At 70.1% G+C, this 13,607-nt stretch carries 14 protein-coding genes and 3 pseudogenes; 14 read left to right on the top strand and 3 right to left on the bottom strand.

Annotated elements, in window-relative coordinates; genetic code table 11:
- Positions 1 to 95: 95 nt before the first annotated feature.
- The 11 genes and pseudogenes from ACGFQC_RS17560 to ACGFQC_RS17510 all read left to right on the top strand — a co-directional run.
- A pseudogene (locus tag ACGFQC_RS17560) lies at positions 96 to 890 on the top strand (MFS transporter); the annotation flags it as partial.
- A 26-nt stretch (positions 891 to 916) separates the two neighbouring features.
- Positions 917 to 1,114 (top strand): annotated as a pseudogene (locus tag ACGFQC_RS17555) (transposase); the annotation flags it as partial.
- A gap of 99 nt (positions 1,115 to 1,213) precedes the next feature.
- Positions 1,214 to 2,011 carry a transposase gene (locus ACGFQC_RS17550; protein ID WP_393288410.1) on the top strand — a complete coding sequence of 266 codons (798 nt, stop codon included), beginning with the start codon at positions 1,214 to 1,216 and terminating at the stop codon, positions 2,009 to 2,011.
- Between the two features lie 73 nt (positions 2,012 to 2,084).
- Positions 2,085 to 2,798, top strand: coding sequence for a VOC family protein (locus ACGFQC_RS17545; protein ID WP_363091599.1), 714 nt, complete (start codon positions 2,085 to 2,087; stop codon positions 2,796 to 2,798).
- Positions 2,799 to 2,876: 78 nt separating this feature from the next.
- The gene (locus ACGFQC_RS17540; RefSeq protein WP_363091600.1) at positions 2,877 to 3,023 is read left to right on the top strand and encodes a hypothetical protein; all 147 of its coding nucleotides are present in this window, start codon (positions 2,877 to 2,879) and stop codon (positions 3,021 to 3,023) included.
- Positions 3,024 to 3,191: 168 nt separating this feature from the next.
- On the top strand, positions 3,192 to 3,524 hold the full coding sequence (locus tag ACGFQC_RS17535; RefSeq protein ID WP_363091601.1) for a DUF952 domain-containing protein: 333 nt from the start codon (positions 3,192 to 3,194) through the stop codon (positions 3,522 to 3,524).
- On the top strand, positions 3,515 to 3,748 hold the full coding sequence (locus ACGFQC_RS17530) for a hypothetical protein (protein WP_393288333.1): 234 nt from the start codon (positions 3,515 to 3,517) through the stop codon (positions 3,746 to 3,748). Before ACGFQC_RS17535 ends, ACGFQC_RS17530 begins: the two co-directional genes overlap by 10 nt.
- 419 nt (positions 3,749 to 4,167) lie before the next feature.
- Positions 4,168 to 4,647, top strand: a complete 480-nt coding sequence (locus ACGFQC_RS17525) for a hypothetical protein (protein WP_363091603.1) — start codon at positions 4,168 to 4,170, stop codon at positions 4,645 to 4,647.
- A 344-nt stretch (positions 4,648 to 4,991) separates the two neighbouring features.
- The gene (locus tag ACGFQC_RS17520) at positions 4,992 to 5,528 is read left to right on the top strand and encodes a hypothetical protein (RefSeq protein ID WP_363091604.1); all 537 of its coding nucleotides are present in this window, start codon (positions 4,992 to 4,994) and stop codon (positions 5,526 to 5,528) included.
- 173 nt (positions 5,529 to 5,701) lie between these two features.
- Positions 5,702 to 5,914, top strand: a complete 213-nt coding sequence (locus tag ACGFQC_RS17515; RefSeq protein WP_363091605.1) for a hypothetical protein — start codon at positions 5,702 to 5,704, stop codon at positions 5,912 to 5,914.
- Positions 5,915 to 5,966: 52 nt separating this feature from the next.
- Positions 5,967 to 6,749, top strand: coding sequence for an aminoglycoside phosphotransferase family protein (locus ACGFQC_RS17510; RefSeq protein ID WP_363091606.1), 783 nt, complete (start codon positions 5,967 to 5,969; stop codon positions 6,747 to 6,749).
- A 476-nt stretch (positions 6,750 to 7,225) separates the two neighbouring features.
- Here ACGFQC_RS17510 and ACGFQC_RS17505 read toward each other — a convergent pair whose 3' ends face one another.
- Entirely contained in the window at positions 7,226 to 8,119 is an 894-nt protein-coding gene (locus tag ACGFQC_RS17505; protein WP_363091607.1) for a GMC family oxidoreductase, read from the bottom strand.
- On the opposite strand from ACGFQC_RS17505, the gene ACGFQC_RS17500 reads away from it, so the two are divergent.
- Positions 8,107 to 8,979, top strand: coding sequence for an IS3 family transposase (locus ACGFQC_RS17500; protein WP_363091608.1), 873 nt, complete (start codon positions 8,107 to 8,109; stop codon positions 8,977 to 8,979). The two genes, ACGFQC_RS17505 and ACGFQC_RS17500, sit on opposite strands and share 13 nt — an antisense overlap.
- A 70-nt stretch (positions 8,980 to 9,049) precedes the next feature.
- On the opposite strand, the gene ACGFQC_RS17495 is transcribed toward ACGFQC_RS17500, so the two are convergent.
- On the bottom strand, positions 9,050 to 9,826 hold the full coding sequence (locus ACGFQC_RS17495; RefSeq protein WP_393288330.1) for a hypothetical protein: 777 nt from the start codon (positions 9,824 to 9,826) through the stop codon (positions 9,050 to 9,052).
- Between the two features lie 450 nt (positions 9,827 to 10,276).
- Here ACGFQC_RS17495 and ACGFQC_RS17490 point away from each other — a divergent pair, with 450 nt between their 5' ends.
- Positions 10,277 to 11,152, top strand: a complete 876-nt coding sequence (locus ACGFQC_RS17490; protein ID WP_363091610.1) for a hypothetical protein — start codon at positions 10,277 to 10,279, stop codon at positions 11,150 to 11,152.
- Between the two features lie 175 nt (positions 11,153 to 11,327).
- Here the strand turns inward: ACGFQC_RS17490 and ACGFQC_RS17485 are convergent.
- A pseudogene (locus ACGFQC_RS17485) lies at positions 11,328 to 11,774 on the bottom strand (HNH endonuclease family protein); the annotation flags it as partial.
- A gap of 498 nt (positions 11,775 to 12,272) precedes the next feature.
- Here ACGFQC_RS17485 and ACGFQC_RS17480 point away from each other — a divergent pair.
- Positions 12,273 to 13,580: a hypothetical protein gene (locus ACGFQC_RS17480; RefSeq protein WP_363091612.1), complete on the top strand. Its 1,308-nt coding sequence runs from the start codon at positions 12,273 to 12,275 to the stop codon at positions 13,578 to 13,580.
- Positions 13,581 to 13,607 lie beyond the last annotated feature (27 nt).

The following is a 13,607-nucleotide window of genomic DNA, read 5'->3' as shown; positions in this document are numbered from 1 at the left end:
ACCACTCGTACATCCGGATCGTGCTCGACGGCCGCGACCTCCTGGAGGGCAACGCCAAACTGTAGGGCAGCGAGGCCACCACCCAGGTCGCCGGGCCGGGGGTGGCGGGGTTGCTTTCCCAGACGTTCGGCGCGGTCACCGCGCTCGTGGCCGACGCGGTGACGTTCCTGGTATCCGCGGTCTGTCTGAAGCGGATCAGCGTGGTCGAGCCGGACCGCGCTCTGGATGAGGAACGCGTCCCCCTCCGACGGCAGGTCAGAGAAGGCCTCCGTTTCGTGGGCCGGGACCGGTACCTGCGGCCGATGGTCACCTGGGGCGCCGTGATCAATATGGCGCTGATGGGCTACCAGGCGGTTCAGGTCGTGTTCCTGGTCCGCACGGTCGGGCTGAATTCGGCCATGGCCGGGCTGCTTCTGACCAGCGGCAGCACCGGCGTCGTCGTGGGTGCGCTGGTGGTCACCAGGGTCAGCCGGCGGTTCGGCACCGCGCGCGGGCTTCTTCTCCTGCAGGTCGCCACCGCGCCGTTCGTGCTGCTTCTGCCGATGACCACGGCGGGGCCGGGGCTGCTGCTGTTCGCGATGGGAGCTTTCCTCGTCGGGATCGGCGTTTCCGTGGCCAACATCGTGGTCGGCAGCTTCCGGCAAACCTACTGTCCGCCGCACATGCTCGGCCGGGTCGTGGCGACGGCCATGATGATCAACCACAGCACCATCCCGCTCGGGTCCCTGCTCGGCGGCGTTCTCGGCGACGCGGTCGGGTACCGGCCGGCTATGTGGATCATGACCGGCGTCGTCGCGCCCTGCTGGCTCATCCTCGCCACGAGCCCGATGCGCCGTGAGCGCGACCTTCCCCAGACCCACGAGCCAGAACAAGCGCACGCCACGAGCTGAAGGACAAGGATGGCGAAACGGTCGCCATCACCTGGCTGACCCAGCAGTGGCAGGCCGATCACACCGCATTCACGGACCGGGATCTGTCCGAGGTCGACTACGGGTACCTGTGGGCCGACGGCATCCACCTCAACGTCCGCCTGGAGGAGGCCAAAGCCTGCGTCCTGGTGCTCATCGGGGTCCGCGCGGCCAAGGGCGACGACCTGTTCTGGCTCGGCTACAAGGTCCACCTCACCGAAACCTGCGACACTCCCGCCGAAGCCGAAGCCGAAGCCGAAGCCGAAGCCGAAGCCGAAGCCGAAGCCGAAGCCGAAGCCCTGCCGTTGCGGCTGATCACGGACGTCCTCACCACCGAGGCGAGCGTCCCGGACGCGAAGGCCACCCGGCCGGTCCAGCAGAACCTCGCCGACCGCGGCCTCACCCCTGGTGAGCACTACCTCGACGCCGGCTACCCGTCCACCGACCTCATCCATGACGCCGCCGCCCGGGGCATCACCATGGTCACCCCGGCCCTCCGCGACCACTCACCGCAGGCCAAGGCCGATGCCGGCTTCCAGAAGAGCGCCTTCCGCATCGACTGGAAGGCCCGCCAGGCCCGCTGCCCGCAGGGCCGCACCAGCACCGGCTGGTTCCCCGCTCGGCAGCACGGCCGCGACGCCATCGTCGTCCAGTTCGCCCGCACCGACTGCCACGCCTGCCCCGCCCAGGACAAGTGCACCACCTCGGCGCGAGGCACCCGCATCCTCAGCCTCCGCCCCAGGGAACTCCACGAGACCCTGACCGGTGCCCGGGCCGAGCAGGCCAGCAAGACCTGGAAGACCAAGTACGCCCTCCGCGCCGGGATCGAGGGCACCATCAACCAGGCCCTCGACGTCACCGGCCTCCGCCGGGCCCGCTACCGCGGCCTGCCCAAGGTCCGCCTCCAACATGCCTTCTCCGCCACCGCTGTCAACGTCATCCGCCTCGACGCCCACTGGAACCCCCGCCAACCATCCTTCACGCCCCGGACCAGCAGACTCACCCGCCTCAGTCACCAACTCGCAGTCCGAACCCCGAAGGGTGTAGCTCCGGCTCTGGGGCCACGGAATACTCGGCTGCAACTGAGGCTGGCCCGCCCATAGGATCCTCGTTCGAGGCGCTGACATGGCGCCCTGCCGACAGTTGGCACTCAACGGACCGAGGATGCGTGGCGCAATGAGCAGCCGACTCTTCGCAATCTCCTTCGACGCGCACCAGCCCGAGCGCCTAGCCCATTTCTGGTCCGGCGTCCTGGGCTTGGAGAGAGCCGACGATTCTTACGACGGCGTCACCCTGCTGTCCGGGAACGACGCTGGCTACCGCCTCGGCTTTCGTCCCTCCCAGGCGCAGAAAGTCGCCCAGAACCGGCTGCACTTCGACCTGACCAGCTCCTCCCTGGAGGACCAGCAGGAGACCGTGGCCAGGGCGCTCGACCTCGGCGCGCAGCACGCCGACGTCGGCCAGGGGCCGGACGCGTCCCATGTGGTGCTCGCCGACCCCGAGGGCAACGAGTTCTGTGTCCTCGAGCCGGGCAACAATTTCCTCGCCGGCTGCGGCTTCGTTGGAGCGCTCGCCTGCGATGGTTCGCAGGCCGTGGGCTACTTCTGGAGCGAGGCTCTGGGCTGGCCGCTGGTCTGGGACCAGGATGAGGAGACCGCCATCCAGTCACCGAACGGCGGTACGAAGATCACGTGGGGCGGTCCGCCGCCAATGCCGGACCCCGGCAAGGACCTGCACCTCGACCTCGCGCCGGACGACGATCAGCAAGCGGAGGTCGAGCGCCTGCTCTCCCTCGGGGCGAAGCGTCTCGACTCAGCCCACGGCGGGGACGGCGCGGTGCTACTGGCCGACCCCGACGGCAACGAGTTCCGCGTGCTCACGCGCCGGTGAAGCCGGACCGACACCCAGCCAAATTGCGCAGCAGAGTCCGACATTCCGGCAAAGACGCCGCACGGCGAAATGCCGAAGATGCGCCGTCGGGTCCTTCAGGAGCACGTGTGGGCCAAGCTGCTCGACGAGGCCGCATTCACCCGCATCACCACCGACGTGCTGCCCGCCACCGGCGGGCCACGCACCGCCGACACCGTGCTGGTGAGCGCCCACCGCCCGTCCTAGCGCACGGCCAGGCTCCGCTCAACGTGCGAGCCCTCCCCACCCGGGAGGAGCACCTGCCGTACGCCACGGAGGGGGCCCCGCCGGCGAAGACGGCGTACAGCACCGCAACAGCGCCTGCAGGGGCCGGAATTGTCCAGGCGGTGACGACGGAGGCCGTAGCGTGGACCCATGCCCGACCGCACGCGCATCCTCCACCTCACCGAGCGCTCCCTGTGGGACGCGGCTCGCGCACACGGCGTGTACCGGATGTCGACGCGCGGCCGCACCCTCGAGCAGGAGGGCTTCGTCCACGGCTCGACGCGCGCCCAGCTCCCCGCCGTGGCGGCCTTCCTGTACGGCTCTTACGAGGGCCCCGACGACCTGGCGGTGCTCGTCGTGGACCCCGCGCGGCTGGAGGTGCCGGTGACGTACGAAGCCCGGGAGGCCGGGGCTGAGGAGTTCCCACAGGTGCACGGCCCGATTCCGGTGGACGCGGTCGTGCGGATGGAGCCGTGGCGGTGACGGGCCGCCGCAGGTTGTGGCGGTGGGCGGTGGCGGTGTGGCTGGTCCTGGTGGCCGTGGCGGGCGGGCTGACCCTGTGGTGGCAGGACCCGGAAGAGCCGCAGCGGCCCACCTGGGAGAAGTCCGGTCCGACGCCGTCGCTCCCCGAGGGGTGGGAGACGGCGTGCGCGCACGTCACGCCCGACGAGGACGGCGGGGTGGCCTGCTTCATCAGGACCCGTTGAGCCGCACCACCCGCCCCGAGTACGGCGCCATACGAGGCCGAAGACCGACCTTGCGCATCCTCACCAGGCGGGCTGTGGATTGCTGCAGCGAGCGGGGTGGGGGAGTGGCCGGGCGGAACGCCTTCTGCATGCGGTTCGTACGCGGAATGTACGCTCAACGTGCGGTCCGGAGACGGCAAAACCAGCAGGCCGCCTGGGAGCGGCAGCGGTACGGTTTCAGGCAGCGGCGTGGTGCGGCCGTTCCCCCATGCCCGGGGGTGGGTCGACGCACCGCATGGCGCCACCGCCCTCGCCGCGCTGGCCCCCGACTGGCGCCTGCCCCGCGGTGCGGACTGGCACCGCAAATACCACCTGCTGCGCGCCCACCTCGCCTCCGGCACCGACCCGGCCGCACTCACCGCGACACCCGGCTCACCGGTGTGGAGATCGGTTCCTGGCTCGCCCGCCAACTGGCTACCTGGCCTGCCCTCGACCCCGGTCGGCAGGCTCTGCCGACCGCCCTGCACCTCACCCCCGCCGGCAACCCGCTCGCTCTCGCCCGCCGTACCCGGCACACCTTAGGGCAGACCGTGCAGCTGCTGGAGCTGTTCCTGCACCGCGAAGGCCGCGCTCCCGCCGCCCGCGAGGCGATCTGCGTCGCCGGCGACACCGTCAAGAGCGGCGCCTGGCTCGCCAAGGCCCGCACCAAACACCGCTCCGGCCGGCTCCCCGAAGCACACGCACATCTGGTCGCCGCGCTCTTCGAAGAAGACTGGACGCTGCCAGTACCTCACCGACTGGGCGGCCGACCGGTCAAGGCGTGGTCGAGGAGGTCCGTGCGACACCTCGATCGACTTGTAGGCGTCGCAGATCGCGGCCCCGAGGTGCCAAACCCGACAGATGCAGCGCGTGCGCGGTGATCAGCCGTTCGAACCGACGCATACACGGTCCTCTCGACCGAGATCGCAGCCCACCCCGCCCCGCCCCCGACGAAACTCGACACGGCCGTGGCAGCTTCAACCCTGACGCGGTGAAAACGCCCGAGGCCGCTCGACCACGCCTGCGTATGCGCCACCTGCCCCGGCCTTCCGACAGCACCCCAGGGACCGTACCGCCCTCACTCAGCCAGGGCCTCCGCGCCGTGGAAAGGCCCTCGAGCCGGACACCGGGCCCGGTCCCTTCCGGACGGCTGACTCTACTCGATCGGGTGGTCTTCTCCCGAAGGAACGATTCGTCACGAATCCGGCCCGTCATGATCACCTTCATGAACATCCGACGCTGGGCCGCTGCCGCGGCCGCCGTTCTTTCCGCCGCTGTTCTGACCGAGCCCGCTCAAGCCGCACCCTCCGCCGCACCCGTCCCTTCGGGGCCTGTCGTCATCACCAACGACGCCCATACCAACTACCTGGTCCCCGACGACACGGTCGGCAACGCCGGCACGTTCCTGCAGGTCTACTACCGGCAGGACCATCCCTTCCCCCGCACATTCCAGTTCGAGCAGGTGAACGGCCGTCCCGGAATCTTCCACTGGAAGAGCGCCCGCACCGGGAACTGCGCCGACGCCAGGACAGGCGAGGCAGGGGCCTCGGTGTACCTGGCCGCGTGCACGACGAACAAATCCCAATGGTGGATCCTCAGGTCCACCGACGAAAACCCCGCACGATGGGTCCTGTCGCCCTTCCTGAACGAGGACCTCGCTGTCACCGGCCTGTACGGGGACGACAACTACGCACCGCTGCGCGAGCTTCCCCACCCCGACTCGGCAACCACCTCACAGATGTGGCACTTCACCCAGGAGTGACCACGCCGGCCTTCAGCGCTGCCCTCCGCCCAGGGCCCCGTCCTTCACCACGCCAGGGCCCTGCGCGGGACGTTGAGGCCGAGGAGTTCCCGCAGGCGTACGGCCCGATTCCGGTGGACGCGGTCGTGCGGATGGAGCCGTGGCGGTGACGGGCCGCCGCCGACCATGCGGTCGTGCTGCAGCGCCTCGTGTGGGCGGCCCCCGGCGCCTGGACCGCCGACGCCCCCCAGGTGCTCGACGTCCTGGCCCGGCCGGAGCTCGGCGCGTTCTACCTCGCCGCCGCGGCGAGTGCCGTGCGCCACCCTGACGCGTTTTCCGCCGGCCGGGGCCGTCTCCTGGCCGCGCTCACCGCCAGCTCGTCCTTTAACCTCCCGTCCCGACTCTGACGCTCCCCCTTAACGGGGTGATCATGACGGGCTGATCCGACACACTGGTTCGATGCGGCACGATGATGAAGAGCCTTTGTCCGGCGGCAACGTCAGTGATGGTGTCGTTCGCGTCGGGGACACCGTTCGCCGTCCGGCCGGACCATGGACTCCCGCTGTGCATGCCCTGCTTGCCCACCTGCACGAGGTGGGATTCGGCGCGGCGCCTCGCCCCCTCGGCATTGACGATCAGGGGCGTGAGGTCCTGTCCTTCATGCCGGGAGATGTGGTCTGGCCCGACCGGTTCTCGCTGATGGAACCCGCTCGGCAACTGGCTCGCGTGGCACGGCTGATCCGGGACTTCCACGACGCCGTGCAGGACTTCACGCCGCCGTCCGATGCGCAGTGGCAGACGCTGATCCCCGCTGAGGGCAGTGGCATCATCGCCCACAACGACCTGGCCCCCTGGAACCTCGTGGTCGCAGGTGAGGCGCGGTGGGCCTTCATCGACTGGGACGCTGCAGGTCCCGGCTCGCGTCTGTGGGATGTCGCATACGCCATTCACGGGTTCATCCCGCTGTCCGCGCATCCGGACTGGCAGAGCCCGGACGCGGCGGACCGACTGCGAGTCTTCGCCGACGCCTACGGTCTCGCTGAGTCCGAGCGTCGTCGGTTGGTCCCTGTGCTGGGGCGCCGTACGCGTTCCATGCACGACTTCCTGCGCGACCAGGCAGCCCAGGGAGCCCAGCCCTGGGCAAGGCTGTGGGCTGAAGGGCATGGCGACGCCTGGCGAAACGACGCCGAATACATCGAGCGACGCGAAGAGCAGTGGATGCGGGCTCTGCTCGCTGGCTGAGGCATCAGTGCCGCCGCGCCGAACGGTGCCCGGGCGGGGCGGTGTCGGGGCTGTTCACGTGCTGCTCCCTGGGGTCTCTCCGGGATCTGTTCCGGACGAATCCTCCGTCCGGGACCCACCCTGTCACAGCGGTCCGACATCCCCTCTTCTCTGCCTGGTGGCCGACCCGTCAACGCGTACACAGCGGTCGCGTGCGCGGCGGTCCCCTCGGTCTCCCTCCGCCGTCATCGCAATGTCCGGACACCCGTCCCCTTGCTGGTCTTGACCGCCCCAGGTCGCGGCGAACGAGATGCCGAACCCGGTGAACCCGGCAGGGCGGCTGCCGCACGGCGCGGCCGGGCGCCGACGGAACCGCTGAGGCGAACCTGCGCGCCAACCTGGCCGACTGCCGTGAGGACGGCTCACCTGGCCCTGTGGCCGGGCCTCCGGTCCGGCCACAGGGCGGCGCTTCGCGCTCCTGCTCGGTGGGGAACGGCTCAGGCGATGCAGAGGCCCGCCTGTGCGGTCGGCGTGCTCCGCCCGGCCGTCGTGTTCAGGTGGTCCAGGAGTGCGCCGGCGCCCCGGACGGCGAGGGCGACGGAGATCAGTGTGGGGTTGCAGGCAGTGGCCGTCGGGATGACGTTGTTGCCGGCGATCCACAGTCCGCGGGTGTTCCAGACGCGGCTGTGACTGTCGCAGACGCTGGTGCCGTCGTCGGTGGGGCCCATGCGGGTGGTGCCCTGGTAGTGCAGTGAGCTGCCCGCGGGCAGGAGGACGGGGCTGTCGTCGAGAGGGATGCCGAGGGTGGCCCCCGCCTCGGTGACGGCCTTCTTGGCCTGCTCGATGGTGGCCAGGTCGCGGTCGCTGTAGTGGTAGTGGATGCGCGGGGCGGGCAGCCCGTAGGCGTCGGACTCGCTGTCGGTGAACTCGACGCGGTCGTCGGGGGAGACGTCCTTGGCGCAGAACCAGCCCAGGCCTACGACAGCGCCGGGCTCGACGTCGGTGTCGTCGGCGAGCGGGACGGGGGAGGCGTCGAGTTGCATCACCTGGCCGTGGAAGGGGTGCGCGTCGGTGTACGGCACCCAGCTGACGCCGCTCTGGGGGACGATGGCGCCGTCCTCGTCGCGGGTGCGGCCGGTGACGGCGCGGTGGGCGGCGACCACGTCGTCGGGCAGTCGGACGGCGTAGACGATCTGCGGCTGGTCGTTCAGGTAGCGGCCCAGCGCGGGCGGGCGTATGCCGGAGGCGTGCAGCAGTTGCGGCGTGCGCAGGGCATCCGCCGCCACGACGACCGCCCGCGCGGCAACGGTCCTCTCCTCGCCGGTGACGAGGTCGCGCAGGACGACCCCGGTGGCGGTGTCCCCGTCCAGTCTGTCGCGTGTTGAGCGCACACGACTGCAAGATCGCCCCTGCCACCTACTACGCCCACCACAAACGACAGGTCACGCCGTCCGCCAGGACCGTGCGGGACGCCGAGCTGAAGGAGCACATCAGCGAGGTCTTCGAGGCCGCCTACCGTGTCTACGGCGCGAGGAAGGTCTGGCGGGAGCTGAACCGGCCGGGCCACGCGGTGGCCCGCTGCACCGTCGAACGCCTGATGCGCGAGCTCGGCATCACCGGCGCCGTCCGCGGCCGGCGCGTGATCACCACGCTGCCCGGCGGTCAGACCGACCGGGCCCTGGACCTCGTCGACCGCGACTTCGTCGCCGGCGCCCCGAACCGGTGCTGGGTCGCGGACTTCACCCACGTGAGGACCTGGACGGGTGTCGTCTACGTCGTCTTCGTCGTGGACACCTTCTCCCGCCGGATCGTCGGCTGGTCCGCGGCCACCGTGAAGGAAACCGTCTTCGTGCTGGACGCCCTGGAGATGGCGCTGTGGCAACGCGACCGCGACCAACACCCCTTGTGGCCCGGCGAGTTGATACATCGCTCGGATGTCGGGTCGCAGTGCACGAGTTTCCGGCTCGCCGAGCATCTGGAGGCCACCGGCATCGCCGCCTCCACCGGATCGGTGGACGACGCCTACGACAACGCCCTGATGGAGAGCACGATCGGCCTGTTCAAGACCGAACCGATCAAGCCCCGGCGGCCGTGGAAGACGCTGCCCGACGTCGAGCTCGCCACCGCCGAGTACGTCGACTGGTACAACCACCGGCGACTCCACGGTGAGATAGGCCACGTCCCGCCGGTCGAACACGAGAAAAACCACTACCTCGCAACCACGAAACCCCAGGTCACACCCAACGTCTGAGATCTCTGCCGAACCCGGAACGATTCACATGGAGGTCCGTCCCTTCTCGCGTACGTCCCGTGCGATCCGGTCAGGACGTGGGCGCGTCCAGCGTCGGCCTCCGTTTCGCGTCGGTGATCTTCACGTCCTCCGTCTCCGGGGCCCCGAACGCTTCGATGATCACTCCGCTGCTGGTGCCGGTGACTTCCAAAGCCAAGTGGCTGTCGATGAAGCGCAGGTCGAGCCTTGCCCGTGGCGCACCCGCATGGTTCGGCATCTGGTGAATCCGCGATGCCGGGTAGTCCAGGTCCGTCAGCTTCTTGTGCATCGCCTGGTAGCTGGTCGTCCTCGTGTTCTTGAACCCTTCTCCGACGCGCTGTGCGTGCTCGCTGCCGCTGCACTTCTCGATGTCGGTCAGCGGCACTTCCTTGAGCGACTCGGGCTTGGCGGTGGAAGGGGTCGACTCCGGCGGCTCGGGGGCATCCGAAGGAAGGGGAACCGGTATGTCGCCGTCGCCGTTCTGGACACCCGGCGGGGTCTCGCCAGGCCCGTATCCCGGTGTGGGCGCTTCCTCCCAACCGGGCAGGTCCTCCGGCTCGGGCACGACATCATCGCCCTTGCCGTCGGGGACGTCCGGGCTGCAGCCCAGCGTGATGCGGGTGATCAGCTCAAGGAACCGCGTCTCCGGATCATTGTGCGGAGCATCCAGCAGGGTGGTCGCCGAGACGGCGCTGCCTGCGGGGGTCTGATCGGTGGCGACGTGCTGAGTGCCGCAGCCGGACAGGAGCATGCAGCCAAGTCCGGCCACCAGAACGGGCTTCGAGAGGGATGTCGATCGCATGCACACAACATGCAGGAAACTGATCACTGACCGTATGGGTACTGGTACTCACCTTCACCCAAGGAGCGCTCAGGGCGCTCCACCTTGCCACGGGCATCGCCATTGGAAAGCCTGGGTGCAACGAACCGGGTGCCTCTCGTTCTCGGGTTCTGGCACAGCTTCCGTGCAACGGCCACTCCGAGTGACGATTGAGTCTCTCAGGGTGGTATCGAAGTCGCCCGAAAATGAGCCGCCATCGAGGCGGCTGGGCTCAAAGTCCGGGCCGTGGAAGAGGTCGTGCTCCGGCTGAAGGAGCTGTTGTTCCCGTCGATCGCGGACGTCGCGGTGCTGTCGGTGGACGTGAATATCGAGATCGTCGGCCCTGATCCGGTGAGATCGCCTGCCCGGACACCGCCAGCGCCTCGTCGTTTCTCCGGCCTGCCGGAGACCGTGCGTGGGGCGAAGGCGATGTCAGCGGTGGCTGCCAGGATGACCGTCATGACCGACACCACGGGGATGGTCCGCCACGATGCGGCGGATCTCGCGGAAAGCCTCCTCACCCACGACGATGTCGACCTGGACCGGCCGTTCACGATCCTGACCCACCGCCAGACAAGCAGCCTCATCGAACGCCGTGAGGCCCTGCGGCCCCTCTACGAGGCCATTGTCGCGCGCATCGGCCGGCCCACCCTGCTGGGCGGCACCGCACACGGGCCCAGCGTGCGCTGGAACGGCAGCGAGCGGATCCTGCTGCTGTCCGGCGACCACAGCAAGGCGGTGCTCTGCGTCCACGAGGCGAAAGCCTTCGTCCAGGAGGAGTACTCCCGCTTCGACTCCGACGGCCTGCCCTACACCTGGCAGCTGGACCGCCACGACCACGGCTGGACCTTCAACGGACACGCGGCCGCCAACGGCTGGGCACAGACCGAGGAGCACCTGGCGCGGATGCTCGCCTCCTGGGCGGAGCACATGCCCCTGCAGGCCCCCGGCGACTGGGTGAGCTTCAAGCTCTGGGCATCACGCGACTGGGGACGCACCATGATCGTGTCCTTCGAGCCGGCGCGGACGAACCGCGAGTTCTACGCCTCCATCGACGACCGTGACCACGAACAGACACCCGAACGTGCGGCGCAGATGCGCGCGCGGGGCTGGCAGGACCTGGACGACGCCGGGCGCTGGTACACCAGACTGCCCGAGACGGACCCGACCGCGCCCGCCACACTCGCACGTCTGATCGTCACCGATCTGCGCGCCCGCGGCACCGTGTCCTCGCACGAAGTGACCGCCTGGGACATCAGCGCCGGCGACAACGGCAAGCTGTGGGTGCCCGGCATCGGAGTCGACGTGCACCCGCGCCGCGGCGAACACTTCTGACGCCTTTTCGCTTTCCGAGACGAGCCGGTGGGACCGCGGCGACGGGGGCGGGGCGGCAGTCCGGCCAGGAGAGCGACAGCGATGCCCGGCGGGGTGATTCTCGCGGTGCCGCGAGGAGCATCCGCAAAACCCGCCACACACTCCAAGCACCGAGCGCACCACGCGAGCCGGCACTCTACGCCGCGGGGGTGCAGGTGACCGTGGTGTCGCCGCAGCTCTCGGCGAGCCCGGCGAGCCGGTCGCGCTCCACCTGGTCGACGGTGAGGTCCCAGCGCAGTTTCGTCACGGTCCATTCGGAGACATGCCGGCACACCGCGCCCGCGGCCGGGGGCAACCACTGGGCCGGGTCCTGGTGGTCGGCCTTGCTGCGGTTGGAGCGGGCGGTGACGGCGAGGAGACCGGTCTCCTGGCCGAGGTCGTTGGCGTAGGCCTCGCGCCGGGCGGCGGTCCATGCGGAGGCGCCGGAGTCCCAGGCCTTGGCGAGGGGCACCATGTGGTCGATGCCGAGACCGGAGGCGTCGGTGACGGTGACCTCGTCGTAGTAGGAGAATCAGCTACCGCCGGTCAGGGCGCAGCGGGCGCCGACGGCGGGGGCGGTGACGGCTTCGGCCAGGAGGACTTCGCGCCACTGACTGCCCCACATCGCACTGGTGACGGCTGACCGCCCCACCCGCGTGTATGCATGAAGCAGCGGCGCGTCCGGCCACCTCCACGGCCAGGCGTGCCACTGTGCATGATCTGGTGAGGACCTAGCCGTGCGCCGCCCCGAACCGCGGTCGCCGACGCTGTGCTCGCGGCCCTGCTCCTCCCCGCCACCGCCCACCCTGCCCCGGTCGTGGCCGTCGTCGCTGTGCGCGAGTCGGGCCGGAGCATCGCTGTGCCGGTGCGCGACGTGTCCGGCCGGCTGCCCCTCCTCGGCCGGCGGCCGACATCCTCGCCGGCTTCACGGCTTCGTCGGCTCTGTTGTCAGTGGTCTGCGGCATGATGCGGGGCAGGTGACGGCCTGCCCGACAGGGGCTTTCGAGGCCGTCCTGGACGAGGGGGTGCTGTGCGCAGGCCGGTCACGGGCGAGGTGCATGTTCACTACGGTCAGATCTACGTCGAGAGCGATCCTGCGGGCATGACCCCGGGCCTCCGGGAGGCGTTCGCGGGCCAGAGCGGGGGGTTGTGCGGGGCCGCGGTCCCGGGCGCGCTCTGGCTGAGCACCGGACTGCACACGGGCGACGTCGGCTTCGTCGTGGAGGTCCACGACGTACCCCCGGCACTGGATCCGGACTGGGAGGAGGTGGTGGAGGTGTCCTTCCGGCCGGTGTCGGAGCGCACCAGCCTGGTGCAGTGGGCGGGCGAGGCCGCGTGGGACCTGGATCTCACTCGGACCGACTACCGGGTGCGGTACTGCGCCCGGGGGATGGACGAGGGACGCGAACGCGACACCAGAGTGAGCGGGGAGCCGCAGGCGGACAGCTACCTCCTGCAGTTCTGGCCCGCGCCGCCCCGTCCGGACCGGGTGATCCGCCAGACCTCGCAGATCGCCGCGTACTGGCACCGCTACGCCAGCCACCTTCCGCCCCCGCCCACACCCGGGCAGCGCGCCGAGACCGAGCGCCTGGCCCGCCGGGCGCAGGAGCGGGCCGCCGAGGAGCGGCGAGTGCACTACGAGCGCTGGCAGTGGGGTGGACGGCTGCCGAGCCGGGCACTGCGTGATGCCCGCGAGAGCAATGTCCTCGGTCTGCTCCGCTTCGACAGCGACCTGGTGCACGCCCTTGACGCGGCGGGTCCAGGCGTCCAGCGTGCGGTGGCACTGCTGGCTGCCCGGCGGGCCTGCGAGGCGGCCGGTTTGACCGATGTGCCGTGGGTCACCGAGGCGCTCACCGCACTGGCGCACAAGCGTCCGCTGCCGCCGCCGTTCGACGACCGGGCCCTGCTGTCGCAGACCCTTCGCTCCGATCCGCGCGTACCGGACCGGTCGGTGCTCGAGGCGATACCTCCGGAGCGAGCGCCGTACCGGTCGCCGACTTCTGCGGACCGACCGCTGCACCAGCAGCAGGCCCCTCCGGCGGCGATGGCCGGAAGAAAGAGGAAGTGGGTCTCGGCCATGGAATCGGGCCAGGACGCACCGAGTCGGCCGGGCCTCGGCCGGGCACTGGGCAAGCTGGAACCGACGGCGTCCGCCGACCGGAGCACGACACCGACCGCAGGCACGGGACACGATGCCGCCGTGGTGGTCCACACCTACGGCACCCCGCGCGAACCCTCGCGGATCTCACAGCCGCACTTCGCCCTCCCCGCCGTACTCGCCGCAGCCGAGCCCGTCCCGCTCAAGGCGGCACTGGACGCGGTGTGGCATGCCCTGAACACCTATGGCGAGCACTACCCGGAACTGCTGGAAGAGGTCCGGTCGGCGTGCGCCGAGGGGATGGGGGAGTAGACCGCCACCGGAGGAGGCGCTGTAGAG

Source organism: Streptomyces sp. NPDC048734 (assembly GCF_043198675.1).
Classification (GTDB): domain Bacteria; phylum Actinomycetota; class Actinomycetes; order Streptomycetales; family Streptomycetaceae; genus Streptomyces.
The sequence above is the reverse complement of the archived record's forward strand: the minus strand, read 5'-3'. Positions and strand labels throughout refer to the sequence as shown.

Coding starts and splice junctions, on each gene's coding strand:
- ACGFQC_RS17480 (WP_363091612.1), top strand. CDS start 12,273: ATGACCCCGGGCCTCCGGGAGGCGTTCGCGGGCCAGAGCGGGGGGTTG.
- ACGFQC_RS17545 (WP_363091599.1), top strand. CDS start 2,085: ATGAGCAGCCGACTCTTCGCAATCTCCTTCGACGCGCACCAGCCCGAG.
- ACGFQC_RS17490 (WP_363091610.1), top strand. CDS start 10,277: ATGACCGACACCACGGGGATGGTCCGCCACGATGCGGCGGATCTCGCG.
- ACGFQC_RS17520 (WP_363091604.1), top strand. CDS start 4,992: ATGAACATCCGACGCTGGGCCGCTGCCGCGGCCGCCGTTCTTTCCGCC.
- ACGFQC_RS17510 (WP_363091606.1), top strand. CDS start 5,967: ATGCGGCACGATGATGAAGAGCCTTTGTCCGGCGGCAACGTCAGTGAT.
- ACGFQC_RS17535 (WP_363091601.1), top strand. CDS start 3,192: ATGCCCGACCGCACGCGCATCCTCCACCTCACCGAGCGCTCCCTGTGG.
- ACGFQC_RS17540 (WP_363091600.1), top strand. CDS start 2,877: ATGCGCCGTCGGGTCCTTCAGGAGCACGTGTGGGCCAAGCTGCTCGAC.